This window comes from Caballeronia sp. AZ7_KS35 (genome assembly GCF_023631045.1).
GTDB classification, from domain to species: domain Bacteria; phylum Pseudomonadota; class Gammaproteobacteria; order Burkholderiales; family Burkholderiaceae; genus Caballeronia; species Caballeronia zhejiangensis.
This window is the reverse complement of record NZ_JALQDV010000010.1, coordinates 131,469-158,406: the sequence shown is the minus strand read 5'-3', so window position 1 is coordinate 158,406 and position 26,938 is coordinate 131,469. Positions and strand designations below refer to the sequence as shown.

The 26,938-nt window shown below is 61.3% G+C and carries 16 protein-coding genes; all 16 read left to right on the top strand.

Going from position 1 to position 26,938, the window contains the following annotated elements:
- The first annotated feature begins 2 nt into the window (after window positions 1-2).
- The 16 genes from NCT05_RS12705 to NCT05_RS12630 all read left to right on the top strand — a co-directional run bounded on the left by NCT05_RS12705 (window position 3) and on the right by NCT05_RS12630 (window position 26,869).
- Window positions 3-7,661: a type I polyketide synthase gene (locus tag NCT05_RS12705; protein ID WP_250502383.1), complete on the top strand. Its 7,659-nt coding sequence runs from the start codon at window positions 3-5 to the stop codon at window positions 7,659-7,661.
- Window positions 7,658-8,608, top strand: a complete 951-nt coding sequence (locus NCT05_RS12700; protein WP_250502398.1) for a UDP-3-O-acyl N-acetylglycosamine deacetylase — start codon at window positions 7,658-7,660, stop codon at window positions 8,606-8,608. Before NCT05_RS12705 ends, NCT05_RS12700 begins: the two co-directional genes overlap by 4 nt.
- 1 nt (window position 8,609) lies before the next feature.
- Entirely contained in the window at window positions 8,610-9,941 is a 1,332-nt protein-coding gene (locus NCT05_RS12695; RefSeq protein ID WP_250502382.1) for an aminotransferase class I/II-fold pyridoxal phosphate-dependent enzyme, read from the top strand.
- A 574-nt stretch (window positions 9,942-10,515) separates the two neighbouring features.
- Window positions 10,516-11,685: a polysaccharide biosynthesis/export family protein gene (locus NCT05_RS12690; RefSeq protein WP_284507520.1), complete on the top strand. Its 1,170-nt coding sequence runs from the start codon at window positions 10,516-10,518 to the stop codon at window positions 11,683-11,685.
- 6 nt (window positions 11,686-11,691) lie between these two features.
- Window positions 11,692-12,510, top strand: coding sequence for an ABC transporter permease (locus NCT05_RS12685; protein ID WP_250502380.1), 819 nt, complete (start codon window positions 11,692-11,694; stop codon window positions 12,508-12,510).
- On the top strand, window positions 12,507-13,169 hold the full coding sequence (locus tag NCT05_RS12680) for an ABC transporter ATP-binding protein (protein ID WP_250502379.1): 663 nt from the start codon (window positions 12,507-12,509) through the stop codon (window positions 13,167-13,169). Before NCT05_RS12685 ends, NCT05_RS12680 begins: the two co-directional genes overlap by 4 nt.
- On the top strand, window positions 13,166-14,344 hold the full coding sequence (locus NCT05_RS12675) for a KpsE/RkpR family capsule polysaccharide export protein (protein ID WP_250502378.1): 1,179 nt from the start codon (window positions 13,166-13,168) through the stop codon (window positions 14,342-14,344). Before NCT05_RS12680 ends, NCT05_RS12675 begins: the two co-directional genes overlap by 4 nt.
- 113 nt (window positions 14,345-14,457) lie before the next feature.
- Window positions 14,458-15,576: a non-hydrolyzing UDP-N-acetylglucosamine 2-epimerase gene (gene wecB / locus NCT05_RS12670; RefSeq protein ID WP_250502397.1), complete on the top strand. Its 1,119-nt coding sequence runs from the start codon at window positions 14,458-14,460 to the stop codon at window positions 15,574-15,576.
- Between the two features lie 128 nt (window positions 15,577-15,704).
- A complete protein-coding gene (wecC, locus tag NCT05_RS12665; protein ID WP_502801787.1) occupies window positions 15,705-16,967 on the top strand; it encodes a UDP-N-acetyl-D-mannosamine dehydrogenase in 1,263 nt (420 codons plus the stop codon).
- Between the two features lie 3 nt (window positions 16,968-16,970).
- Window positions 16,971-18,818, top strand: coding sequence for a glycosyltransferase family protein (locus NCT05_RS12660; protein ID WP_250502376.1), 1,848 nt, complete (start codon window positions 16,971-16,973; stop codon window positions 18,816-18,818).
- Between the two features lie 164 nt (window positions 18,819-18,982).
- Complete coding sequence (locus tag NCT05_RS12655) at window positions 18,983-19,801, top strand: hypothetical protein (RefSeq protein ID WP_250502375.1); 819 nt, start codon at window positions 18,983-18,985, stop codon at window positions 19,799-19,801.
- Window positions 19,802-19,934: 133 nt separating this feature from the next.
- Window positions 19,935-20,885: a polysaccharide deacetylase family protein gene (locus NCT05_RS12650; RefSeq protein ID WP_250502374.1), complete on the top strand. Its 951-nt coding sequence runs from the start codon at window positions 19,935-19,937 to the stop codon at window positions 20,883-20,885.
- The gene (locus NCT05_RS12645; RefSeq protein ID WP_250502373.1) at window positions 20,882-21,841 is read left to right on the top strand and encodes a polysaccharide deacetylase family protein; all 960 of its coding nucleotides are present in this window, start codon (window positions 20,882-20,884) and stop codon (window positions 21,839-21,841) included. Before NCT05_RS12650 ends, NCT05_RS12645 begins: the two co-directional genes overlap by 4 nt.
- A gap of 137 nt (window positions 21,842-21,978) precedes the next feature.
- Window positions 21,979-23,154 (top strand): glycosyltransferase family 4 protein, encoded by a 1,176-nt coding sequence (locus NCT05_RS12640; RefSeq protein ID WP_250502372.1) that lies wholly within the window; start codon window positions 21,979-21,981, stop codon window positions 23,152-23,154.
- Window positions 23,155-24,240: a CgeB family protein gene (locus NCT05_RS12635; protein ID WP_250502371.1), complete on the top strand. Its 1,086-nt coding sequence runs from the start codon at window positions 23,155-23,157 to the stop codon at window positions 24,238-24,240. It begins immediately after the preceding gene.
- Between the two features lie 106 nt (window positions 24,241-24,346).
- Window positions 24,347-26,869, top strand: a complete 2,523-nt coding sequence (locus NCT05_RS12630) for a coiled-coil domain-containing protein (RefSeq protein WP_250502370.1) — start codon at window positions 24,347-24,349, stop codon at window positions 26,867-26,869.
- Window positions 26,870-26,938: the final 69 nt, after the last annotated feature.

Here is a 26,938-nt window from a genome sequence, read left to right as displayed (position 1 = left end):
AGATGGAAAGGAAAATCGCAATTATCGGGATGGCATGTCGCTTTCCCGGCGGAGTGACGGGGCCCGAAGACTTCTGGCAACTGCTGTGCGATGAGCGCGACGCAGTGACCGTCGTGCCGTCCGATCGGTTCGGCACGGGGTTCTATCAGCATCCGTCCAAGAAAGAGCCGGGCAAGAGCTATACGTTCGCTGCCGGCGTGCTCGACGACGTAGCCGGTTTCGATGCCGCGTTCTTCGGCGTTTCGCCGCGCGAAGCGAGCCAGATGGACCCGCAGCAGCGCCTCATGCTCGAACTTGCGTGGGAAGCGTTCGAGGACGCCGGCGTGCGTCCGGGCGAGATGCGCGGCCGCAATTGCGGCGTGTTCGTCGGCGCGGCCGCGATGGACTACGGCAACCGCAGCATGGACGACCTCAACTGGATCGATCCGTACTCGGCCACCGGCAACACGCTCAGCATCGCGTCCAATCGCGTGTCGTATCTGTTCGATCTGCGCGGCCCGAGCATGTCGGTGGACACGGCGTGCTCGTCGTCGATCGTCGCGCTGCATCAGGCCGTGCAGGCGTTGCAGTCGGGCGAAACCGAAATGGCGCTCGCGGGCGGCGTCAATCTGCTGCTGCATCCGTTCGGCTTCGTGAGCTTCTCGAAAGCGTCGATGCTGTCGCCGAGCGGCCGCTGCCGCGCCTTCGATGCAACCGGCGACGGCTACGTGCGCGCCGAGGGCGGCGCATTCGTGCTGCTCAAACCGCTCGAGCGCGCGCTCGCGGACGGCGACACGATCCACGCCGTCATCGCGGGTTCCGGCGTGAACTCCAACGGTCATTCGCACGGCGGCATCAGCGTGCCGACGACAGCGATGCAAGCCGAGCTGCTGCGCTCGGTCTATCGCCGCGCGTGCGTCGATCCGCGTTCGCTCGCGTATCTGGAAGCGCATGGCACCGGTACGGCGGTCGGCGATCCGATCGAGGCGCGCGCGCTGACCGAAGCGCTCGCGGGCAGCCGCCCGGCCGAAGATCCGCTGCTGATCGGTTCGGTGAAGACCAACGTCGGACACCTCGAAACGGCGTCGGGCATGGCGGGCCTCTTCAAGGCGATCCTCTGCCTGAAGCACGGCGCCGTGCCGCGCTCGCTGCATTTCGATACGCCCAATCCCGCCATCGATTTCGAAGGCGGCCGCCTGCGCGTCGTCGACCGCTTCACGCCGCTCGCGCGTCGCGAAGATGCGCCGCTGACGATCGGCGTCAACTCGTTCGGCTTCGGCGGCACCAATGCGCACGTCGTGCTCACGGAAGCGATGAGCGCGGCCGCAGCGCCGGTAACGCCCGCCCCGATCGATACGCCGGACACGGCCTTGCCTCCGCTCGTCCTCTCGGCGCGTTCGCCGGCGGCGCTTGCCGCACTCGCCGGGCGTTACCACGCGCGCCTGAGGAATCGCTCGGACTGGGCCGCGCTTGCAGCCAGCGCCGCGCGCGGCCGCGACTGGCTCGAACAGCGCGTGATCATCGCGCCGCCGGATGTCGAATCGGGCTGCGCCGCGCTGCGGATGATCGCCGATGCATCCGATGAAGCGCTTCCGGCTTACGTTGCGCACGGCCAGGCCGTGGCGGCGGGCGGCACGGTCGCGTTCGTCTATTCGGGCAACGGTTGCCAGTGGGCCGGCATGGGCCAGCAGCTCTATGCGGAAGATGCCGTGTTCCGCGCCGCGCTCGACGAAGTCGACGTCCTCTGGCGCGCCGATGGCAGCGACTCGCTCGTCGACGTGTTGCGCGCCGGCGCAAGCGTTGAATGGCTCTCCGCGACGGAAAACGCGCAGCCGCTGCTGTTCGCGATCCAGGTCGGCATCACGCGTGCGCTCGACGCGCGCGGCATCGAATTCGATGCCGCGGTCGGTCATAGCGTCGGCGAAATCGCGGCAGCGTGGGCATCGGGCGCGCTGACGCTCGACGAGGCCGTGCGCGTGATCCGCATTCGCAGCGCCGCGCAGGGCCTCACGCGCGGCACCGGCAAGATGGCGGCGGCGGGCATCGGTGAAGCCGATGCGCGGGCGTTGATCGCGCGTCTGGGTCTCGCGGACTCGGTCGAACTGGCGGGCACCAACAGTCCCGAGGCCGTGACGCTCGCCGGATCGCCCGAAGCACTCGAAGCGATCGGCGCGGCGCAGGCCGCGAACGGCAGCTTCTTCCAGTTGCTCGATCTCGATTACGCGTTCCACAGCAGCCGCATGGACGCGATCGAGCCGGTCGTGCGCGCCGGTCTCGCCGATCTCGCGCCGCGCGAAGGCACGAAGCGCTACGTCTCGACCGTCACCGGCGACACGCTGTCCGGCGCGGCGCTCGACGCGGGCTACTGGTGGCGCAACATCCGCGAGCCGGTGCGTTTCGGTGACGCGCTTGCGCGTCTCGCCGACGCGGGCGTGCGCGTGTTCATCGAAATCGCGCCGCATTCGATCCTGCGCCACTACGTCAAGCAGACGCTCACGAGCCTGAATCTGGCGTGCGTCGTCGTGCCGACGCTCAAGCGTCATCACGACAGCGCGCAGATGCTCGAGCATTCGATTCTCTCGGCGCTCGCGCATGGCGCGCGCGTTGATCTCGAACGCTTCGTGCCCGCGACGGCGCAGGCTTTGCACGCAACGCTGCCGACTTATCCGTGGCAGCGCGAACGTCACTGGCAGACCGCGACCATCGAAGGCTACAACCTCGTGAACCGCCGCGCGGATCATCCGCTGCTCGGCTATCGGCTGCACGAGCATGCGTTCGCGTGGGAAAATCAGCTCGATCCGCAGCGCGTGCCAATGCTCGCCGATCACGTCGTTGATGGCGGCGTCGCGTTTCCGGGCGCGGGTTATGTCGAGATGGCGCTGGCCGCCGCGCGCGTGTTCTTCCGCACGCCTGACGTCGCGCTGGAGAATCTCGAAATCCGCATGCCGGTCGTGTTTCAGCCGCAGCACGCGAAGCTGTTCCGTTTCGTGATCGATCCGCGCACCGCGTCGTTCTCGATCGAAACGCGCGAGCGCATGAGCGACGGCCCGTGGAATCTGAACGTGACCGGGCGCCTGCTCGAAAGCGGCAACACGCTGAACGGGCAGAGCGCCGCCGACGAGTCTTTGCTGGCGCGCCTCGAAGCGCGTCCCGCGATGTCCGGCGACGCGCTCTACGCGAGCACGGCGACGATCGGCCTGAGCTACGGCCCGGCGTTCCGCTGGGTGCGCAACGTGCAGGTGGAGGGCGACGACGCGCTCGCCGACTTCGACGCGCCGCAGGCGCTCGGCGGCGCGCAGGCGCTGACCGGCTGGCTGCTGCATCCGGCGCTGATGGACAGCGGCTTTCATCCGCTCTTCGCAGTGCTCGGGCAGGATGGCGCGGCGCCCGGCGACGCGCGCGCGGCCTTCGTGCCGGTGCAGATCGGCCGCGTCGATTTTCTGCGGGGCGATTCGGTGCGCCGCGTGCTTGTGCGCGTGCTGCGCCGCAGTCCACATTCGATCGCCGCGTCGTTCGAATTCCTCGACGCAAGCGACGCGATCGTCGCGCGTCTTTCGGCGTGCCGTTTCCGTCGCGTCGATCTGACGGGGCGGCGTCACGCTGCGCCCGCGCGCTTTGCCTACGCGCTCGAAGCGCGTCCGCTGCCGGAGGGCTTCAGCGCCGCCGCGCTGCCCGCGCCGTCCGTGCTCGTCGAACGCGCGGCCGCGCGGCTCGCGTCGCACGAAGACATCGCGCAGCGTGCGCGTCATCTGAGCGAAACGCTGCCGTTGCTCGACGTGCTCGCGGGTCTCTACGCCCTGAACGCGCTGGACGCGATCGGCGCCTTCGCGCAGCCCCGACTGCCCGCGCTCGCGCAAGCGCCGCTGCGCGCGCGCTTCGCGCAGATGGTCGTCGAAGACGGTCTCGCGCGTTTCGAAGGCGAGCGTCTCGTGCGCGACGATGCCGCCTGCGCGGCGATGCCCGCGCTCGACGCGCTCTGGCGCGACGTGCTGGCCGATTCGCCCGCGCACGTCGCCGAGCTGACGCTGCTCGCGCACGTCGGCGCCGCTCTGCCGCGCGTGCTGCGCGACGAAACATCCGCCGATGCCGCGCCCGCGTTGCTCTCGCCGACGGGGCGCAGCCTCGTCGACCAGTTCTTCAATGCGTCGCCCACCTGGTCGCACGCCCGCGCGATGCTCGCCGCCTGCGCGACGGAAGCGCTCGCCGCCTGGCCGCGCACGCGTCGCCTGCGCGTGCTGGAAATCGGCGCGACGAGCGGCGACGTGCTTCAGCCGCTCGACATCGGATTGCCAGCGTCGCAGTGCGAGCATGTGCTCGCGGGCACGGATCAGCAACTCGCCGCGCTCGATGCAAAAGCGTACGCGCACATTCAGACGCTGCTGCTGGGCGAAAGCGATGCGCTCTTCACGCATTGCCGCGACGCCGCGCCGTTCGACGTGATCGTCGTCAATCGGATGATCGGCGAGCAGGCCGATGCGCTCGCCGCCCTGCACGCGATCGCCGGACGCCTCGCGCCGGGCGGCATGCTTGTGCTCGCCGACGCGCGCCGCAGCCGTTTCGCCGACATCGTCTTCGGCACGGCCGGCCACGAGGTCGCCGCCCAGACGTACGGCGCGCTCGCGCCGGCCGCGCTTCAGTCGCTCTGCGAGCGCGCCGGTCTTCTCGATGTCGCGCGTCACACCGAGCAGGGTCTCGATCTCGAAGGCGCGCCGACGCTGATGATCGCGCGCAAGCCGGCTTCGTCGCCGCAGACGCCATCCGCTTCAGCCGATGCCCATCCCTGGCTGATCGTGCAATCCGGCGATGACGACGGCGCATTCGCTTCGGCGCTCGCGCAAGAACTCGCGCGTCGCGGCTGCACGGTCGAATCGGCGGGTGCGCGCGAAGCATCCGCATGGTTCGAAGGCAAGAACACGCCGACGCGCATCGCGTTCATCGCACCGCGCGCTCATTTCGATGACGCCGACGGCGCCGAGGTGATGCGCGCACAGCAGGACGGCGCGCTCGCGCTCGCGACGCTTGCGCGCGAACTCGATGCATCAGGCATGGCTTCTCAGACGCGCCTGTGCGTGGTGACGCGCGGCGGCGCGCCTTTCGATCACCGCGCGGTCACGGCGGCGCAGCCCGAGCAGGCGAGCCTCTGGGGCCTGGGCCGCGTGATGGCGAACGAGTATCCGGCGCTCGCGCTGCGCCTCATCGACGTGACGTGTGCCGATGATCTAGCCGCATCGCAACTCGCGCACGCACTCACGCACGACGACGGCGAGGAAGAGGTGCTGCTCACGTCGAAGGGCCGTTACGTGCCGCGCATGATGCCGGCGCAGACCGCCGAACGTCAGATTCCGCGCGACGACGCCAAAGCCACGGCCGGTCAAGCGGCCGGTGCCGCGCCCGCCGTGCTGGCGTTCGACATGCCCGGGTCGCTCCGCAACCTCGAATGGTTCGCGCAGTCCGCGCGCGAGCTGAAGCCCGGCGAAGTCGAGATTGCGCCGATGGCGACCGGCCTGAACTTCCGCGACGTCATGTATTCGATGGGCCTGCTCTCCGACGAGGCGGTCGAAACCGGCTTCGCGGGCGCGACGATCGGCATGGAACTGTCTGGGCGCATTGTGCGCGTCGGCGCGGGCGTCGAAGGCTGGGCGCCCGGCGACGCGGTGCTCGGCTTCGCGCCGGCTTCGTTCGCCACGCACGTGATCACGCGGGCGAGTGCGATCGCGCGCAAGCCCGAAGCGATTTCCTTCGAAGCGGCCGCGACGATTCCGACCACCTTCTTCACCGCGTACTACGCGCTGTGCGAGCTCGCGCGGCTGCGTCGCGGCGAGCGCGTGCTGATTCACGGCGGCGCGGGTGGCGTCGGCATCGCGGCGATTCAGATCGCGCGGCATCTCGGCGCGGAAGTGTTCGCCACCGCTGGCGCCGACGAGAAGCGCGAGTTCGTGCGCCTGCTCGGCGTCGATCGCGTGTTCGACTCGCGCAGCCTCTCGTTCGCCGACGACGTGCGCGCCTGCACCCACGGCGAAGGCGTCGACATCGTGCTCAACTCGCTCGCGGGCGAGGCGATGGTGCGCGGCATCGATACGCTGCGTCCGTTCGGGCGTTTCCTCGAACTCGGCAAGCGGGACTTCTACGAGAACAGCCAGATCGGTCTGCGGCCGTTCCGCAACAACATCAGCTATTTCGGCATCGACGCCGATCAGCTCATGGGCGTGCTGCCCGAGCTCACCACACGCCTCTTCGAGGAAGTGATGGCGCTGTTCGTGAACGGCGTGCTGCATCCGCTGCCGTATCGCGCGTTCCCGGCCGCGCGAGCGGAAGAGGCGTTCCGCTACATGCAACAGGCGCGGCAGATCGGCAAGGTGCTCGTCACGTATGCATCGGGGACACCCGCGCCCACACGCGGCGTCGCGCAGCCTGAGCTGCGTCTCGATCCGCAGGCGGCGTATCTGATCGTTGGCGGCACGGGAGGGCTCGGGTATGCGAGCGCACGCTGGATGATCGCGCGCGGCGCGCGGCATCTCGCGCTCGCGAGCCGCGGCGGCAAGCTCGACGCCGCGAAGCAGCAGGAACTCGAACAAATGCGCGCGACGCACGGCGTGCAGGTGTCCGTCGTGTCGTGCGACGTAACCGACGCCGCCGCGCTCGATCGGCTGATCGCGAACATCGAGTCGCGCGGCACGCCGCTGAAGGGCGTGCTGCACTCGGCGATGCGCATCGACGACGGCCTGCTGCGCAACATAGACGACGCGCGCATGCTAGCCGTGCTCGAACCGAAGGTCGCGGGCGCGTGGAATCTGCATCGCGCGACGCGGCACTTGGCGCTCGATTTCTTCGTGCTGTATTCGTCGGCGACGACGTATCTTGGCAATCCGGGCCAGGGCGCATACGTGGCGGCGAACAGCTTCCTCGAAGCGCTCGTCGCGCATCGCCGCGCGGCCGGGCTGCGCGCGACTTTCATGGCGTGGGGGCCGATCGAGGACGTCGGCTTCCTCGCGCGCAACAGCGCGACGCGTGAAGCGTTGCAGGCGCGTATCGGCGGTGCGTCGATCACCTCCGACGAAGCGATGACCGCGCTCGAACTCGCGCTTGCAAGCGGCGCGACGGGCGAGGCGGTGGTGCGTCTGGACTGGGCGGCGATCGCGCGCGGCATGCCCGCGGCGCAGGCGCGCCGTTACATGGCGTTGCAGGACAGCGGCTCGACCGAGTCGACCAGCCAAGACGGCGCGCTGCTCGACCAGTTGAGCGCGCTGCCGCGAGGCGAAGCGGTCGCGCTGGTCGAGACCGCGTTGCGCGGACATATCGCGCGCATCCTGCATATGTCGCCGGAGCGCGTGACGCCCGAGCGCTCCGTGCTCGACCTCGGCATGGATTCGCTGATGGGCATGGAGCTCGGCATGGCGGTCGAGGAATCGTTCGGCGTGAAGCTGTCGATCATGGCGATCGCGGAAGGCGCGACCGTGACGACGCTCGCCGAGCGCATCGTCGACATGCTGGCCGATGAAGGCGGTGCGAACGCATCGGGAACGCAGGACGCGCGCGAGGAAATCGCGGCGCTGGCGGAACGGCACGCGCTCGACGAAAACGAGGCGCGCGCGCTGCTCGAACGCAATCGAAGCGCCGCTGGCCAGGAACGGTATCAACAGGGAGACGAGTCATGTCAGTCGACGCCGGCATTCGCGGAGTGACGCTGCCCGCAGGCTGGCGGGCGAGCGAAGGGACGCTGGCGCGTCCGCTCGAACTGTCGGGACGCGGCCTGCATACCGGGCGGCGCGTGAACGTGCGGATCCTGCCTGCGGCAAGCGCCTCGAGCGCGGGCGAGCGGCACGGCATCGTGTTTCGCCGCGTGCATAAGGGGCAGGCGCTCGGAACGGTGGCAGCCGTCCCGTCGCTGCGCCGTGGCCAGCCGCTCTGCACGATGCTGCATGGAAACGATGGTCTCGGCGTGCGCACGGTCGAGCATCTGCTGGCTTCGCTTCTTGCGTGCGAGATCGATCACGCGATCGTCGAATTGGACGCCGAAGAAGTGCCGATTCTCGATGGCAGCGCGCAGCCGTGGATCGACGCGATCCTCGCATGCGGGCGCAGCGCGCTGCCGCAGCCGAAGCGTTTTCTGCGCGCGCTCGAAGCCGTGAGCGTCGCGGATGGCGAAGGCGCGGCGCGCCGCGAAATGCGCATCGAACCCGCCGACGACTATGTGCTCACCGTGCACAACAACGATCTCAAGGGCTTTGGCGACATGGAATGGCACGGCCGGCTCACGCCGCGCGTGTTTGCCGAAGAGATCGCGTCGTCGCGCTCCTATGGGCAGATCAAGTGGGCCGTGCCCGCGATCGTCGTCGGCTATTTGCGCGGCGTGCCGATCCTGCGCGGCGCGCGGCCGTCGTGCACGGCGTCGATCGTCGGCAAACGCGTGCTGGGCGGATTGCGTCAACCGGACGAGTTCGTGCGGCATCGCGTGCTGGATCTGGTCGGCGATTTCGCGCTCGCCGGCGCGCCCCTGCTCGGTCACGTGAGCGCGCGGCGGCCGACGCATGAAATGAACTACCGGCTGCTCGCGGCGCTGCTCGGCACGCCCGGCGCATACGAGTGGGTCGAGGCGCAAGCGGGCGATGACCCGGCTCGGAACGGATGACATGGGACTCGGAGAAACACTGAAGCAGCAGCTGGCTGCGAAGGCGCTGAAGCGGCAACTGGAGCGCGCGACCGATGCGGTTGCGGCGCCCGGCGTACCCGACGTTCAGGCGGTGCAGGCCGCGCAGACGCTGTCCGCGCGCAGCCGCTTCGAAGCGATGCCGCAATACCAGCAAGTCCGGCTGATGCGCGAGATGGGCGCGACGCTGCGTGTCGAGTCGCCGTTCTTTCGCGTGCACGATGGCATCGCGGGCGCGACGACGCAGATCGGCGGGCGCGAGTACATCAACTTCGCGAACTACAGCTATCTGGGACTGGCGGGCGATCCAGCTGTCGCGGCGCGAGCCAAGATGGCAATCGATCGCTATGGCACGTCGGCTTCGGCGAGCCGCATCGTCGCGGGCGAGCGGCCGGTGCATCGCGAACTCGAGCGGGCGCTTGCCGCGTTCTATGGAACCGACGACTGCGTCGCGTTCGTGAGCGGCCACGCGACGAACGTGACCGTGATCGGCTCGCTGTTTGGACCGGGCGATCTGATAGTGCACGACGCGCTTGCGCACAACAGCATCGTGCAGGGCGCGCAGCTCAGCGGTGCGAAGCGCCTGAGTTTCGCGCACAACGACTGGCAGGCGCTCGACGAATTGCTAACGCGCGTGCGTCGCGAGTATCGCAACGTGCTGGTGGCAATCGAAGGCCTCTACAGCATGGACGGCGACTTTCCCCATCTGCCGCGTTTTTGCGAGGTGAAGGAGCGGCACAGCGCCTTCCTGCTGGTCGACGAAGCGCATTCGCTCGGCGTGCTCGGCGCGACGGGCAGAGGCATTCGCGAGCATTTTGGCGTGGCATCGGATCGCGTCGATCTGTGGATGGGCACGATGAGCAAGACGCTTGCGGGCTGCGGCGGTTTCATCGCGGGCTGTCAGCCGCTCGCCGACATGCTGCGCAATCTTGCGCCGGGTTTTCTTTATAGCGTGGGGTTGGCGCCGGCGCTTGCCGAGGCTTCGCTCGCGGCGCTTGAATGTCTGATTGCGCAACCGGAGCGTGTGGCCCAATTGCAGGCGCGCGGTCAACAGTTTGTGAGCGAGGCGCGCGCCGTGGGACTCGACACGGGGACTAGCGCGGGTTATGCGGTCGTGCCGGTCATTACGGGGAGTTCGCTCAAAGCCGCGCAATGGGCGAACGCGCTGTTCGAGGAAGGTATCAACGTGCAGCCGATCTTCTATCCCGCTGTTGAGGAGAAAGCGGCACGGTTGCGATTCTTTATCTGCTCGACGCATGAGGCGGATCAGGTTAGCCGGACCGTTGCGACGGTGGCGAGGATCGCGGGGCGGTAAAAAAGTGAGTGGACCGTTCGTGCTATCTGTTCAAGCTATGACGCCGTCTGTGTGATGGCGCAATGGTTCGCGAGCACCGTATCGAATGTATTCAAATTTCAACAGGACTAAGAAAAGTTATCTGATGCGATGAATACTGGCTAGAATGTTATCGGTCTCGGTATGTCGCCTGACGCACCGACTTATCCTTGGCTATGTCAGGCACACGATTGAGCGAATTCGTCGCGGCTCAGCGCGAATAAGCTGCGTGCCGCCCGCCAAGGGATCGCACATGCAACCATGAGCGAACACGGCGATTCGATCCGGACCCGGCCAGATCGCGAGATTGAAACAACAATTGCAGGAGCGTTCAAGCGAAGTGGTCGGCATGACCGCTTCGTCGCCCAGGGGCTGTTGATGGATGTTCCCATATTCAGCCGGAACCGGTCGGCTGACGCTCCGAAAAGATTTCTCCAATGATGCGCTCATCGGAGCGGGACCGCGAAACGCAATGAATGATCGGCCATAGCCGTGCGTTTCCGGTGTCGCGACTGGTCCGATTGGAAGGCAGCGCCAGATTCAGGTTTCACGGTTCATGAAGAAGAATATTGTTGCAGTTTGCCTTCCTGCAGTTCTGATGCTTTCGGGGTGCGGAACATTTCCTGACTGGCTGCCGACATCCGGCGCGAGTCGCCAGCAGATCTTGGAGCAGCCCGATACGGGACGCGTTGAAGGTATCCAGGTCGTGGACGTGAACGATGCCGTGGCGCGCAAGCTGGCCGCCGCGAAGCAACTCGATCAGTTCTCGACTGCCTTTACGAGCACGACAGCCAATAACTATGTGATCGGTCCGGGCGACGTCATCCAGGTGACGCTGTGGGAAACGCCGCCGGCAATGCTTTTCGGCGCCGCAGAGCCGGTGTCGCTGCCGTCGCTCGGTTCGAGCACGACGACCAGCGTCACGCTGCCCGCTCAGATGGTCGCGGCTGATGGCACGATCTCGGTTCCGTTCGCGGGCCGCATCGACGTAGCCGGGCACACCACGGGCCAGATCGAGGCAAGCATCGTCAGCCATCTCAAAGGCAAGGCAAATCAGCCGCAGGTGCTCGTCGGCGTGACCAAGAACAATGCTTCGAACGTCACGATCGTGGGCGAGGTCAACTCGAGCTCGATGATGCCGCTCACGCCGAAGGGCGAGCGTCTGCTTGACGCGATTGCTTTCGCGGGCGGCCTGAAGCAGCCGGTCGGCCATATGGCAGTGCAACTGTCGCGTGGCGAAAAGACGGCCACGATGTCGCTCGATTCCGTGATTCGCGATCCCCGGCAGAACGTGCTGCTGAGGCCTGGAGACGTCGTGACCGCGCTGTTCCAGCCGCAGACGTTCTCGGTGCTCGGCGCGACGGGCAAGAACGATGAAGTTCCGTTCGAAGCGCAGGGCATTTCGCTTGCGCAGGCGCTCGCCCGGTCCGGTGGTCTGAACGATTCCCGTGCGGATGCGCGAGGCATTTTCGTATTCCGCTTCGAAGACGCGAAACTGGTCGACGACAAGAATCCGTCGGTCAAGTCCAGCAATGGCAAAGTGCCGGTCGTGTACGAGATCAATCTGCGCGATCCGGCCGCCTTCTTCGTTACGCAGAATTTCCCGATCCAGAATCACGACGTGATCTACGTATCGAATTCGCCTGGCGCGGAGTTCCGGAAATTCCTGACTTATGTGGTGATGGTGGCCGATCCGACGGTGACCTTCACCCACGATTTCCAGTAACGCCGAATGACGCCAAGAATTCGTACACCGCTCGAGATCACGTTCTCCGTCTGGCGCGCAATGTTCCTGCGCGAAGCGCTCGATCGTCTGTTCGAAGCGCGGGCGGCGTGGTTCTGGCTGTTGTTCGAGCCGATCGCCTACATCGGTGTGCATGCGTTCGGCTTCGAGACATTTCATATTCGCCAGATTGGTGGCATGGCGATCAATATGTGGATCATCTCGGGCTTCGTCGGATTCATGCTCTGGCGTCGTACGTGGATGCAGGTTCTGCATGGCATCGACTCGAATCGCGCGTTTTTCGCTTATCGGCAGGTCAAGCCTTTCGACGTCGCCATCGTACGTGCGACCCTAGAACTCTTTCTGATGGTCCCGATTTCGATCGTCATCATGTCGCTCGCGATTTCCATGGGGCACGGCATGAGGCTGAACACTCAGAATCCGATCTGGCTTCCACAAGATCCGTTGCTGGTGTTCGAGGCGGCGTTTGCGCTGTCTCTGCTGGGATTGGGTTTCGGGCTGATCACTTCGGTAGCGATGCGCTTTGTGCCGGAGATCGACCACATCTTCAAGATTATCTATCTCCCGCTTTACTACATATCCGGCGCATTGCTTCCGCTGCAGTTATATGTGCCGGCGCCTTACCAGCACTATGTTGTGGCCAATCCGCTTGTAGACGGCCTCGAGCTGATGAGACTCGGCTTCTATCCCGATTACACGCCGCTGAAGGGCGTAAGTCTTTCCTATGCTTACGGATGGGCGTTGGGGCTTTTGTTTTTCGGGCTGATGCTATACAAGCGGTTCTCTAAAAAACTGGTGATGCGATGATTCTCGTCGAGAACGTTCACAAGCGTTACCAGACCGAACATGCCGCGAAAAAGTGGATTCTGAATGACGTCAATCTGATCATTCCGTCCAGGCAGAGCGTCGCCTTGATTGGCAGAAACGGTGCTGGCAAGTCCACTCTCTTACGCATCATTGGCGGAACCGATTTTCCGACCAAGGGACGCGTCCAGCGACGTTGCCGGGTTTCGTGGCCCATGGGCAACGCGGGCCTGGAGGGAACGTTGACGGGGCGTCAAAACGCCAAGTTCGTGTGTCGAATCCACGGTCATCAGGACGAGCTGGCGAATCGTCTTGCCTATATTCAGGACTTTGCCGAGTTGGGGTCAGCCTTTGACGACCCCATTCAGACTTACTCATCGGGCATGCGCTCGCGCTTGCAATTCGCGATGTCATTGGCGTTCGACTTCGACGTCTACATCTCCGATGAAGTGACGGCCGCGGGAGATGCAAGATTCAGAAAGAAGGCCGCGGATACGTTCAAACAAAAGACGAGCCATGCAAGCGTGATCATGGTCTCGCACGACGAAAGCACACTTAGACAGTTTTGTCAGTCGGCTATCTGGATCAACAACGGCCAGGCGCATTGGTTCGATGATCTTGAAGATGGCTTGAAAGAATATAAGGAAAGTCTTCGGGCATGAGTGAAGCATTGTTGCCAAAACGTTCGGGCCTGATCAGCAAGTTGAACTCGCTGTTCGTCCGATCCAAAAATACGGTGGCTTCCATGAGAGCTTTCAAGCTTCTCGTGCGGCTGATCATCGTTCTTTCGGTTCTTTCCGTGCCGTACTGGTTGTTCATCGCTTCCGACCGGTATGTTTCCAACACCATCGTATTCGTCCAGCGAACCGACCAGATCAACGGACCTTCCGCCGCTTCGCTGAGCGTTGCCGCGCTTGCGGGCGGTGCCAATCCGAATAGCGCCGATCAATTGTTGCTGACGCAGTATCTTCTGTCCCTGGACATGCTGGAGAAGCTGGATGCCGCATTCGATCTGCGTTCGCATTACAGCGGCTGGAGCCATGATCCCTTTTCGCGCATGATGTTCCGCAACGAGCCGATCGAATGGTTTTATAAGTACTGGTTGTCGCGCGTCGACGTTTCATACGACGACTACAACGGCGTGATCAATATTCAGGTGCAGGCGTATGACGCCAAGACCGCGCGCGCGATCGTAGAGTTCATGATTCGGGAAGGCGGGGCGCAAATGAACCTGATTGCGCACCAGCTCGCCGAGTCCCAGGTCGATTTTCTGACCAAGCAGGTTATGGCCGCGCACGAGCGTCTGCTCAGCGACACCCACACCATGATTGATTTCCAGAATCGTCAAGGATTGGTTGCGCCGAGCACGACGGCACAGAGCCTCAATGGCCTGATCGACAAACTCGAAGCGCAGAAGACGGATATCCAGACGCAGCTCAGTTCCTTGCCTTCGTCGTTGAATGCCGATCAGCCCACCGTGGTGATGCTCAGGAAAAGTCTTGCGGCAATCGAACAGCAGATTCAGCAAAGGCGGGCTGAGTTGGCGTCTCCGTCGAAGAGAACGCTGAACTATGCAGTCGAAGAATTCCAGCGATTGCAGATGGAAGTCAGCTTCTCCGAAGACTTGTACAAGACGGCACTTTCCGCTTTGGAGCAGGGCCGCATGAACGCCGCGCGCACTCTGAAAATGGTTTCAGTGCTGCAGTTGCCGACGATGCCAAGTTATCCGATCGAGCCTGAGCGCTGCTACAACGCATTGGTGACCTTGCTTGTCGGATTTGCAATTGTGGGGGTCTTGAAGCTGCTCGAAAGCATCATTCTTGACCACGTCGACTGAGATATCGGAAGGCGCCACGGCTCGTGGATGCTTGTGAACATAACCAACAGGAAGATTGAATGCTGACCGCGAATCGTCAACGGAATGCGGTCGAGTATGTGCAACGGGAAAATATGAAAGTTCTGACTGTCTTCGGCACTCGCCCGGAAGCCATCAAGATGGCGCCCGTAATCAAAGCGCTCGCCGCCGATCCGGCCTTTGAGGTCAAGGTCTGTGTCACGGCTCAGCATCGTCAGATGTTGGACCAGGTGCTCGATCTTTTCGACATTCGTCCGGACTTCGATCTGAATCTGATGAAGCCCAATCAGGACCTGAGCGACATTACCTGCAACGTGCTGCTGGGCATGCGTGACGTTTACCGGCAATGGATGCCGGACATTGTCCTCGTTCACGGCGACACGACGACGACGCTGGCGGCAAGCCTGTCCGCCTACTATGCGAGGATAAAAATCGGGCACGTCGAGGCGGGTCTGCGGACGCAGAACAAGTATTCCCCCTGGCCGGAAGAGATGAACCGACGCATTGCCGGTGCGGTCTCCGACCTTCATTTTGCGCCCACGGAAAAATCGCGCGATAACCTGTTGCGCGAAGGGACACAGGCGGATTCGATTTACATCACAGGCAATACGGTCATCGATGCCTTGCTGGACGTCGTCGAGCGTGTACGGCACGACGCAACGCTGCGCACGCGCTTCGAAACTCAGTTTGATTTCCTTGATTCGACCAAGCGTCTCATCCTGGTCACGGGCCATCGTCGCGAGAATTTTGGCGCCGGCTTCGAGAACATCTGCTGTGCACTACGCGATATCGCGTCACGAGGAGACGTGGAAGTCGTTTATCCGGTTCACCTCAATCCCAACGTGCAGGAGCCGGTCCGTCGCATTCTCGCGAATGTATCCAACGTGCATTTGATCGAGCCATTGGACTATCTGCCCTTCGTCTACCTGATGGACCGCAGTGCGCTGTTGATCACCGATTCGGGCGGCGTGCAGGAAGAAGCGCCTTCGCTCGGAAAACCTGTCCTGGTCATGCGGGACACCACGGAACGACCGGAAGCGGTCGACGCCGGTACGGTCGAACTGGTCGGTACTGATTCCGCCGCTATCGTGGCTAGAGCCAACCGTCTGCTCGACGATGCCGCTTCCTATGAACTCATGGCTCGCGCCCATAACCCGTACGGAGACGGGAAGGCAGCGGCGCGTATCCGCGATGTTTTGAAATCGGGTCTCTGATTCCTCGCCGGGGAAGTGATGATCCGCGTTTGCAGCTACGGTAAAGACGAGTAAGCGTCCGAGCGTATCCAAAGATATTTAACAATCCAGCTCATAGAAAGACAACTGTCATGTTTAGTAGCATTTCCATGATCGGCCTGGGATATATTGGCCTGCCCACCGCCACGCTGTTTGCTTCGCGCAAGAAAAAAGTTATCGGCGTCGACGTCAATCAACACGCTGTCGACACGATTAACCAGGGCAGGATTCATATCATCGAGCCTGAGCTGGATATCCTCGTGCATGCGGCAGTGACCGAGAAGTATCTGCGCGCGACGACCAAGCCAGAAGCTGCCGACGCGTTCCTGATCGCGGTGCCAACACCATTTACCGATGGATACAAGCCGGATCTCAGTTATATCGAAGCCGCCGCCAGGTCAATTGCCCCGGTCCTGAGCAAAGGCAATCTCGTCATCCTCGAGTCGACTTCGCCTGTGGGCACCACCGAGAAGCTGGCGCATTGGCTGGCCGAAGCGCGTTCCGATCTCACGTTCCCGCAGCAGGCGGGCGAAGCCGCCGATATCCAGATCGCTTACTGTCCGGAACGCGTGTTGCCGGGTCGCGTGGTGCAGGAGCTCGTGGCTAACGACCGCGTCATCGGCGGCATGACGCAGGCGGCCACTGCGCAGGCTATCGATCTCTACAAGACTTTCGTCGACGGCGCGCTGGTCGCAACGAATGCTCGCACGGCCGAGATGTGCAAGCTGACGGAAAACAGCTTCCGCGACGTCAATATTGCGTTCGCTAACGAGCTCTCCATGATTTGCGACAAGCTCGACATCGACGTCTGGGAACTCATCGGCCTCGCGAATCGTCACCCGCGCGTGAAGATTCTTCAGCCCGGCGCCGGCGTCGGCGGGCACTGCATCGCGGTCGATCCGTGGTTCATCGTCGATCGCACCCCGGAGGAGGCTCGTATCATCCGCACGGCGCGCGAGGTCAACGACCACAAGCCGGAATGGCTGATCGGCAAGATGAAAAAGGCGATTACCGAGTTGCTGGCTGTGCGGCCGGGTTATTCCGCGAGCGATCTCAAAGTGGCCTGTCTCGGCCTCGCATTCAAACCGGACATCGACGATCTGCGCGAAAGCCCGGCTGTGGAAATCGTTCAGCAGGTCGCCCGCCTGGGTTGCCGAGTGCTCGCGGTCGACCCGAACGTGACCGAACTTCCGGAGAAGCTTGCGGTGCGTAACGTAACGCTTGCTCCGTTGACCACCGCATTGGCCGACGCCGATGTCGTGTGCGTTCTGGTGAAGCATCGACCGTTCATCGACGCGGCTGAAGAGATCAGCGACCACGGCAGACTCATCGATGCTGCGGGTCTATTGTCTGGCCAGGTCGCGAAGGTATAAGAGATGTCATTGCAGCAATCATTGGTGCCGCACGCTCGCGAGGAGTTCGTTCGCGGCAATTATCAAACGGCCTTTGAACTTTATAAGAAGGCCGCAGAGAAAATTGGCGAAAAGTACTTCCGCGCGAATCTTGAGCTATGCGAGAAGCGCATGGCGGGAAAGCAGGTTCGGTTCTTCTCCATTCTGGACGAGATTTCTGCCGCGTCCTGGAAGACTGAATTCTCGCTGACCCCTCTGGCCCGATCTGGCTATCAGGCCCAGATCGAATCATTGTCGAGTCCCGCGCTGTTCCTTGAGAGCTGCTGGAAAGGAAACCAGGGAGAGTGGGAGTACGCTTTCACTTCTCCAGGACTGAAACATCACAACGCAGGCGCATTGTGCGCGGCGATTGGCAGCGCCAAGGCAAAGGGACTTCCCGTTCTGTTCTGGAACAAGGAAGACCCGATGCATTACGACCGCTTCATGCCGATCGCTTCTCGATGCGATGTGATCTTTACGACCGACAGCAACAAGGTGCCGGACTATATTCGTGACGTTCCGGGCGCTCGAGTCGAATCGCTATCGTTTGCCGCCAACCCGCAGCTCTGCAACCCGTCCGGCCGCTTCAACCAAGAGCCAGGAACGGTATGCTTTGCCGGCTCATATTATTCGGTGGGTCATGACGATCGCAAGGTTCAGATGGACAATCTGCTCCCTACGATCATCGATTTCAAGGGCGATATCTACGACCGCATGTCGAAGCTGGAAAACGATCGATATGCGTATCCGCCCCAATATAAGCCGTTCATTCGCGACGCGGTGCCGTTCACCGAAATCGTCGACGTGTACAAGCGGTACAAGCTGTTCCTGAACGTCAATACGATCACGGATTCGCCGACCATGATGTCGCGGCGAGTCTACGAGCTGCTCGCGTGCGGCACGCCGGTGATTTCCACGCCGTCGCGATCGATCGAAGAACAGTTCCCTGGCATCGTTCAGGTTGCGAAGAATGCGGCCGAGGCAAACGAACTCGCGAAGCATCTTCTGAATGACGAGTGGGCATGGTTGCGTCTGTCCCACCGAGGTTATCGCGAGGTGATGCAGAAGCACACCTATGCACATCGAGCCGATCAGATTCGTCGTGGGCTGGGACATGCGAGCGAATACACCGAGCCTTCGGTCTCGATCATCATGGCCAGCAACCGCCCGCATTTCATCGATCGGATCGTCACCAATGTTTGCCGGCAAACGCACCCGAATAGCGATCTGGTCATGGTGATTCAGGGGTATTCGAAGGCGCAGGAGTCGGAACTCGATCAGAAGTTGAAGGAGCGAAAGTCGAACATCGGCACTATCACGATCATTCGTGACGATAGCGACGCACCCCTCGGAGCGCGCCTGAATAGGGCGGCAGCCGCGTCGAGCGGCGAGTACGTCGCCAAAATGGATGACGACGACTTCTACTTCGAGAATTACCTCTCCGACATGCTCATTCCGTTCCGCTTCGGTAACTGGGGGATCGTCGGAAAGCGCGAGGTGTTCGTCTATCTGGAAGGAAGAGACGAAACGCTGCTGCGCATGAAGGGAGAACGGCACAAGCCCGCCCAGTTCGTGGCAGGGCCGACGTTCGTGATCAAGCGACACGTGCTGGCATTGACGGGCTTCGCGCCTTTGAATCGCGGCGAAGACTCGAATCTGCTCGAATCGGTGAGGAATCTGGGTTTCTCGATCTACGCGAGTGACCCTTTCAACTTTATCCAATTCAGATCGAAGGACTCGACTCGCCACACGTGGCAAGTAGATGAAGAGTTTTTCACCGCCAAGGGGTCCTTAGTCGGAAAAGGTATGCAAGAGGATGTTGTCCGGCTGTGATCTTCGGGGGAAGTGCGCGCGTGCGGTCGAACGAGTCGAGACCCGGTCCGCGAGCGGCAGCGACTGCGATTCCAGGTCGGTCTTCCCGTCGAGTCGACGTCGCGGATTAGTCTGCGTGAGTGTTCAGGCCACGTGCCCCTGATCTGATAAAGAGAAATTGATTCATGCATGTCTACTTTGATTTCGAGCAAGCGATGAAAGCGCCGCGAGGCGACGCCTTCATGATCTCATTTGGCGGTGTCTTGTTCCCGTTCAAGTGGAATCTGGTTGAAGGGTCGGACAAGCTAGTGATCTTTCTGCCGGGGACTACCGACCGGGGGCGTCCAATTCCTTCGTTTCAGCGGTCCAGCTATTTTGAGGACCTGAACGCGAACTGCGTGGCGTGCTTCGATCCCTCGCTATTGCTCTCTCCGACTCTGTCTCTGGCGTGGTTTCAGGGAGAGGGCGAGCGGTTCTACGCGAGCATGCTGGCGCAACTGATCAAGCAGATGTTGACGGCGCTGAAGATCGATGGTCAAAACGTCCTGATTTATGCAAGCTCGGGCGGCGGCATTCCCGGCTTCAACGTCGCAGCCGCCGTTGCGGAATCGACCTTGTATGTGTGCAACGTCCAGACCGATGCATCGAAGTATTGGAGCACCGCATACAGTGCCATGGCGACTGTCTGCTATCCCGGTGAAAAGCCGGCGGACCTTCCCGCAAAGTATGACAAGCGACTCAGCGTTCACCATTTCGACGCACCGTTCAACTTGGTTTTTTCGCAGAATCTGGAGGACGCCTTCCACTACGAGAGGCACTTTCTTCCGTACGTTCAATATGCTGAACCCCGAGAGCAAATAAGAAGTTCAAAGTTCGTTACCTACGCTGACAAGGTAAGCGGCCACAATCCGTTACCTCGGGCGACGGAGCTGGGTGTTATCCAGCGCCTGCTCGAAGGAAGGGATGTGCTTGAACTCTTTCCTCAAGGGGCATATTTCCAGTGAAGGAAAGCCTGGATAAGTTGCGTGCAACGACGGTCAGAAAGGCTCAGGCAACACAGAGCGGATCACGACTGGGGTCTCGAAAGGGTTCTTCAATACTCTGTTGGATTGACATGGCTTGATAGCCCGATACAAGATGAAAAGCCGCTATGCACTTCTGACTGTCGATACCGAGGCGTTGCCAGGTCGCGCAACGCGGGATCACATCGACCGTCTGATTTGGGGGCGGCATGAGAGTGGCACGGCGGGCGTTCGCGAGATGAGTTCTATCGGCAATGAGTTCAATGCGAAACACGTCTTCTTTGTCGATATGTGCGCGACGCATGAGCGCCTCGATGAAATGCGCGATGTGGTGCGCTGGCTCGTCCGCGATGGACAAGATGTTCAGCTGCACGCCCATCCAGAGGTGCTTCCCGAAAGCTTCTGGATGAGCCACGGCTTCGAGGCCCGGCCGAAGTTCATGAATGAGTACGCCGACGACGCACGAGCGACATTCGTTCTCAAGCATTTCGGCAAGCAGATTGCGGAAGTGACCGGTAAAGATCTTCTCGCTTTTCGTGCCGGGTCGTTCCGCTGGAACGCAGGCACACTCCGGGCGCTCAAGGCGGCGAACATACCGCTTTCGTTCAACAACACGATGCGGGCCTATCGGATGAACCGGTGCGCCCACAGTGAACCGACCAACCGACCGTATCGCTGGTCGAACGGGGTTGTCGAAGTACCTTTGACAGAGAAGTATGTGCCACCGCGAGCCGAAAGGGAAGCGCGTTGGGCGAGCCTGACTTATCCCGAGTCGAGCTACTTCCCATACGCTGCGCCGCGCCGCAACTGGCTATCCGCATTTCGTGGCGGCAGCGACAACTTGTCGGTATTTCTGATGCATTCCTGGTCCTTGCTGTATTGGGACGAAAAAGGGCGTGCGACGTACAGAGATGATCAGCGTCTGGAGGGCTATCGAAACCTTTTGGCTCGGGTCGTGAAGGACTATGAGGTCATCACTACGCGGGATTTTCTGGATCTGTACTCGCGGGGCAAAGTTCGTGCGACCCATGCGGTCGACATAAAAAAGGCAGAGTTGAAGAGATGAAAGATCGTTACGCCTTGCTGACCGTCGATACGGAGGCCTTGCCCAAGCGCGCCACGGACGATCACGTAAAACGATTGATTTGGGGCGAGCACGCCGAAGGTACGGCCGGAATACGAGAGATGTGCTCGATTGGCGCAGAGTTCAACGCGCGGCATGTGTTCTTTGTCGATATGTGCGCGCCTTACACCCGTCTCGATGAGATGCGCGAGGTCGTGCGTTGGCTCGACGCGCAAGGTCAGGACGTGCAGTTGCATACCCATCCGGAGTATTTGCCGCCGAGCTTCTGGGCTGATCATGGTCTGAATCCGAAGCCGCAGTATATGAATCAATATGCCGATGACGCACGAGCGGAATTCGTCATCAAGCACTTTGGACATTTGATCGCGGAAGTCACCGGCAAGAAGGTGCGGGCGCATCGAGCCGGCTCGTTTCGCTGGAACGCACATACGATCCGCGCGCTCAAGGCAGCCGATATTCCGTTGTCGTTCAATAACTCCACATGTGCAGTGCATGCCGGCCAATGCAATTTCAGCGAGCCGACCAATCAGCCTTATATTTGGTCGAATGGCGTCGTCGAGGTGCCCACTACTGAAAAGAAGATATTGCCTAAGGTGGGTAAGGATGAGTGGTGGACTCGTCTCACGTATCCGGAGTCGAGCTACTTCAGGTTCCGTCCCTGGTGGGGGAAGTTCCTTCTAGGCACACTCAGCGGCAGTCCGGAGTTCGCGGTGTTCCTGCTGCATTCGTGGTCGCTGCTGTATTGGAACGAGCACGGACACGCGTCCTATCGGGATAGTCATCGTCTGGAAGGCTATCGGAAGCTGCTGGCCAAGCTGACCAAAGACTACGACGTCATCACGACAGAAGATTTTCTGGACCTTCACGCAAGGGGCAAGATCAAGACGGCTAAGAACGTCGATCTGTCATTTGCCGAACTGAAATCCCGATCCGTATGAGCATGCTCGGGAAGCCTTTGCATAGCTGGTTTAGCGAACCGTGGCTCGTCCTGAGCCGGCAGCTAACCGTCCGCACACTCGAACGACAGGTGCGTATTCGCGCTCGTCAGACGCCATACCAGCCGGATCCAGCCAGCATGTTGTATGTGGCGGCGAGTTCGCTGCCCTATCACACGACTGGCTATACCACGCGTACGCATGAAGTTATCTGCGCCCTGCAGTCCGCGGGCGGCAACGTTCATGTATTGACGCGGCCGGGTTATCCGTGGGATCGCAAGGATCGCCAGCGCGATGCTCATGGCGATGAAACCATCACGGATAACGTGCGCTATCAGCATGCGGCCGAGCCTTACAACAATCGTCCGGTACTGCAATACGCTTTGCAGGCAGCGGCGGTCGTCGCGGATATCGCGAGACGCCGGCGCGTGGCCGTGATTCATGCCGCCTCCAATCACGTGAATGCGTTGCCCGCACTTCTCGCGGCACGTCAGCTGGGCATACCGTTCCAGTATGAGATGCGCGGTTTATGGGAATTGACGCGGACATCGCGCATGCCGCAATACGAGGCGTCGCAGGCATTCAGGCAGGGTCTGCAACTTGAGGGTCTGGTCGCCCGTCAGGCAGACAGGCTATTCGTCATTTCCCAGCAGCTTGGCGACTATGCGCGAGAACATTTCGGTGTCGACGCGAATCGCGTGTCCTTGCTGCCGAATTGCGTGGATCCGGACCGCTTTGTCCCGGCCGATCCGCACAACGTGCAAGCAGGCATGATCGGCTACGCCGGCTCGCTGATCGGCTACGAGGGACTGGATACGCTTGTTGACGCCGTCGATACACTGGCTCGCGCGGGACATCCTGTTTCGGTGACGGTGATCGGCGACGGCGAGGCACGTCCGCAGCTGGAGGACCAGGTGCGGCGCCTTGGCCTGACCGATCGCATCAGATTCGTCGGCAAGATGCGGCCGGAAGCAGCGCGCGCGATGTTGAGCCGCTGCGCAGTGGTATGCATTCCGCGCAAGCCGTTCAAGGTATGCCAGATCGTTCCACCCATCAAGTTGGTGGAAGCGCTGGCGATGGGCAAGCCGGTAATCGCTCCCGATCTGCCGGTGTTTCGCGACGAGATGGGCGATTGTCCTCCGGGCTGGTTTTTCAAATCGGGTGACGCCGATGATCTGGCTCGCAAGGTGAAATCGGCATTGGCCGATGTTGAGGAGTTGGGTCGAATGGGGAGGCGTGCAAGAGAGCACGCTGTCACGCAGCGTCGGTGGCGCGACTTCGTGGTCGAGGCATTGCCAGTGCAGGGTGAGGTTTGAATGGTCGGCAGGGTTATCAGAAAGCTGGGGACGCTCGTTTATGAATATCCGCGGGTATCCGAGGACGTCGCGCAGCCGGGACCGTACGGTCGGCTGAAGATCGCGCTCGTGTCGGATTACTTCACGACGGATTGTTTATCGGCGGAGTGCAGGATACGCGTTCTGACACCGGCGAATTTCAAGGATGTGATCGACGAGTGGAAGCCCGATCTCGTCTTCGTGGAATCGGCGTTTCATGGCGTGGACGGTAGCTGGCGCTATGAACTGGCGATACAGCCGAAATGGATGCGCTTGACCAAGCCGACGACGATTCATCGCCTGGTCGAGTTCGCCAGAAATCGCGGTATTCCAACGGTCTTCTGGAACAAGGATGACGGCGCGTTTTTCGATGCGTTCATCGACGTGGCGAAGGCATTCGATTTTGTTTTCACGACGGACAAAGAGTGCATTGACCGCTATCGTCAGCATGTGCCGGCGCACGTGCCCGTGAGCACGCTGGTCATGCCATATCAGCCTGCATTCCATAACTTCACGGGATTCAGCTTCAGCCGCAACGAGGCTTGTTTCACGGGCAGTTACTATCGGCGGATCTTGCATGAGCGAAAGAATTTTCTCGACATGGCGTTCGATGCCTGCGAGGAATCCGGCCTGCGAATCAATGTTTTCGATCGCAATTTCGATCGGCTGTCTCGTCATTTCGAATTCCGCTTTCCACAGAAAAGCCACTTGCGCCTGCACGGAAAGGTGTTGCACCGCAAAACCGCCGAGGTCTACAAGACACATGTCGCCTCGCTTAACGTGAACTCTGTCACGGCTTCCGAAACGATGTGTTCGCGTCGTCTGCTGGAAATACTGGCGTGCGGAGGAATTGCCGTGACGAATCCGAGCCGTGCGGTAGATCGATACTTTCGTGACTACTGCCATGTAATCAGTACAGCGGAGGAGTCGGTGGAAGTATTTTCCCGTCTCCGGCATGGTCCTTCGCAGGAGGACCTGGCGCGTGCGGAAGCAGGAGCACGTTACGTGCGGCAAAACCATACGTGGTCGCATCGACTGGCGGAAATCTGCGCGGTCGCGAAAATTTGAAGAGTCGACAAGATGATCCTCTTGATCGCAGACCGCTGCTGGAACGCTGAGGCTGCTAGAAAGCATCGTGCCGCACCACGTTAATTGATTGATACCTAGATACTTCATGAACACGATCGACGAAGTCCAGAGTAGTTTTGGGCAAATGACAGAAGAGGCACGACTCAAGGATCTGGAGGAAGAGAATTCGCTCCTGATCGATCAGATTCACGTTGTGCAGGTAGAACTGGAGCGCTTGCATGGCGGCGCTCCGGCTCAGGCTCAATCGCAAATTGTCGGTAGCGTGACGCTGAATTGGGTGGACGATCAACTGCCAGAGGTGATGGCGGAGAATCTGCGATGCCAGGCCATGCTTGAAACGCAGAAGGAGATTCACCGGCTCGAGGCAGAGCATGCATTGGCGAACAAGCTGGGTGGCATCCTTATTCAGGCAACGAACTCTACCGCTTCAATGTTCGCCGCGCCTTCGAAACTGCTGGGCGTCTGGCGCAAGGAAAAGAAAACGACTCCACCGGGCAATCTCGGCGGTAAGGGATTCGAGAAGACTATCGCCGCCTATCGACAAGGCGGGCTCGCGGCTGTCGAAGAGCTGCTGGCTTCCGTTTCGGTATCGGCCTTCATGCAGGCAAACGCCTTGACGGCCGTTGCACGCAGCGTGATGCAAAAGACGCCTGCGGAAGCCGCCGAATTGGCGCGACGCGCATATGCGATCGAGCCACGCGCATTCCGTCTCAAATGGCTCGCGTTTCGCCTGCATGAGGCAGGCAAGCTGCTCGACGCTGAAGCCATGCTTGAGGCTTTGCCTTCGGATATGCAGTTCAGCGAATCCGAGACGCGGCAAGCAATGCGATTGCGCAATGACGCGCAACAGGCTCGCTTGCGCGAAGCGAAGGAAAAGTGCGCATATTCGGAACGACGCGCCGAGTTGGGCCGCCAGGTGATGGGCTTGACGCAGGCGCGAGAAGAGCAGGCTGCGCTGGCAGCGAGTCGGCAAAAGGAAATAGAAGCGTTGCGACAGGCCGAGGCACGACTCGAGAGGGATAACTTCGCGTTGACGCGCGAACGAGACGAGCATGCCGGGTTGGCGAGGCGGGGCCAGGACGAGATCAAAACCCTTCAACAGGCTCAGGCTCGACTCGAACGCGAGCATGTTGAACTGACTCGGGCCCGGGACGAGCAGGCCGCGTTGGCGAGCCAACGGCAGCACGAAGTCGAAGCTTTGCGGGAGGCGCAAGCCCGACTTCAAGAGGAATGCGCCGAGCTGACCAGGGCAGGAGATGAGCAACTTGCGTCGGCTGCGCAGCAGCAGAAAGAAAGCGAAGCTCTGACACAGGCTATTGCACGACTCGAACAGGCGCAAGTCGAGTTGACCCAGACGCGGGACCAGCAAGCCGCGTTGGCAGCGCAGCGGCAGAGTGAAATCGAAGCTTCGCAGCAGGCTCGGATCCGGATGGAACAGGAACACGCGCGATTGATTCGCGCACGGGACGAGCAGGCCGTGCTGGCGGGGCAGCGGCAGGGCGAAATCGAAGCCTTGCGTCACGCCCAGGCCCGACTCGAACTCAGGGAATCCGCATTGGCTGAAAGGCATGAAACGCTTCAAAAAGAAGTGATGGCGCTGGCACGGGCGCGAGACGAGCAAGCCACGCTCGCCGCCCAGCGACAAGGCGAACTGTTGCAGCTCACCCGAACTCAGGTAGCATTTGAAAAGGAAAAGTCGGCGCTGGAAATTAGGCAGCGAGAGCTTGAGCTATCGACATGGGCGGGTCAGGAACACACCAAGCAGATCATTCAGAAAGTCGAGGCACTGGCATCGGCGCTCGCCCAGCGGAACGGTGTCGTGGACGATCTGTTCAAGAAGCAATCCGATAGCCTTATCCAGGTGCGGAAGTACCTCGACGGCGTCTTGAAGAACGAGATCGCCAATTCGACCAAACAGACGCAGGCGTTCATTGGACTGCAGAACTACTATGCGACGGGCGAACTGCCGCGGTTGAGCTGTGAACGAAACAGCTGGCCGGTCAGCCAGGACTTCGCGCTTTACCTGGTCGAGCTGATCGAAGCCAACAACTATGACCTCGTGATCGAATTCGGATCGGGCATCTCCACCGTCATCGTTGCAAAGGCGCTGACCAAGGCATCGCTTCGTCGCGAGGGCAAGCGTGCTTCTCGCCTCGTGTCATTCGATCATCTCGACAAGTATTACGCGCAAACCCGTGCCCGTCTCGCACAGGCGGGCCTGGAAGACGCAGTTCAGCTTATGCTGGCGCCGCTACAGGATTGGCAGGCTTCCAATGGCAATACCTATCCCTACTATAGCTGTCAAAGCGAATTGAGCGACCTGGCGCAACAGCATGACGAGGCCGGTCAGCGGGTGCTCGTTATCGTCGATGGTCCGCCCGCCGCGACGGGAAAGCATGCTCGCTATCCCGCAGGTCCGCTACTTTTGCAACGCTTTAGCGCGGCCCGCGTCGATCTTCTGCTCGATGACTACATCCGCGAAGACGAAAAGGAAGTCACCAAAATATGGCGGGCGGAAATGCAGGCCGCAGGACGCGAGCACGACCTTACCGAACTGAAGTTCGAGAAGGATGCGTGTCTCTTTTCGGTGTTCCCTTCAAAAAACTGAGAGAAGGAAGTTCGGACTATCACAATGTTCCGGACTTCAACCGCCGTTTCATGAAACCAGATCAGGACT

Coding starts and splice junctions, on each gene's coding strand:
- NCT05_RS12705 (WP_250502383.1), top strand. CDS start 3: ATGGAAAGGAAAATCGCAATTATCGGGATGGCATGTCGCTTTCCCGGC.
- NCT05_RS12695 (WP_250502382.1), top strand. CDS start 8,610: ATGGGACTCGGAGAAACACTGAAGCAGCAGCTGGCTGCGAAGGCGCTG.
- NCT05_RS12690 (WP_284507520.1), top strand. CDS start 10,516: ATGAAGAAGAATATTGTTGCAGTTTGCCTTCCTGCAGTTCTGATGCTT.
- NCT05_RS12685 (WP_250502380.1), top strand. CDS start 11,692: ATGACGCCAAGAATTCGTACACCGCTCGAGATCACGTTCTCCGTCTGG.
- NCT05_RS12680 (WP_250502379.1), top strand. CDS start 12,507: ATGATTCTCGTCGAGAACGTTCACAAGCGTTACCAGACCGAACATGCC.
- NCT05_RS12675 (WP_250502378.1), top strand. CDS start 13,166: ATGAGTGAAGCATTGTTGCCAAAACGTTCGGGCCTGATCAGCAAGTTG.
- wecB (WP_250502397.1), top strand. CDS start 14,458: ATGAAAGTTCTGACTGTCTTCGGCACTCGCCCGGAAGCCATCAAGATG.
- wecC (WP_502801787.1), top strand. CDS start 15,705: ATGATCGGCCTGGGATATATTGGCCTGCCCACCGCCACGCTGTTTGCT.
- NCT05_RS12660 (WP_250502376.1), top strand. CDS start 16,971: ATGTCATTGCAGCAATCATTGGTGCCGCACGCTCGCGAGGAGTTCGTT.
- NCT05_RS12655 (WP_250502375.1), top strand. CDS start 18,983: ATGCATGTCTACTTTGATTTCGAGCAAGCGATGAAAGCGCCGCGAGGC.
- NCT05_RS12650 (WP_250502374.1), top strand. CDS start 19,935: ATGAAAAGCCGCTATGCACTTCTGACTGTCGATACCGAGGCGTTGCCA.
- NCT05_RS12645 (WP_250502373.1), top strand. CDS start 20,882: ATGAAAGATCGTTACGCCTTGCTGACCGTCGATACGGAGGCCTTGCCC.
- NCT05_RS12640 (WP_250502372.1), top strand. CDS start 21,979: ATGTTGTATGTGGCGGCGAGTTCGCTGCCCTATCACACGACTGGCTAT.
- NCT05_RS12635 (WP_250502371.1), top strand. CDS start 23,155: ATGGTCGGCAGGGTTATCAGAAAGCTGGGGACGCTCGTTTATGAATAT.
- NCT05_RS12630 (WP_250502370.1), top strand. CDS start 24,347: ATGAACACGATCGACGAAGTCCAGAGTAGTTTTGGGCAAATGACAGAA.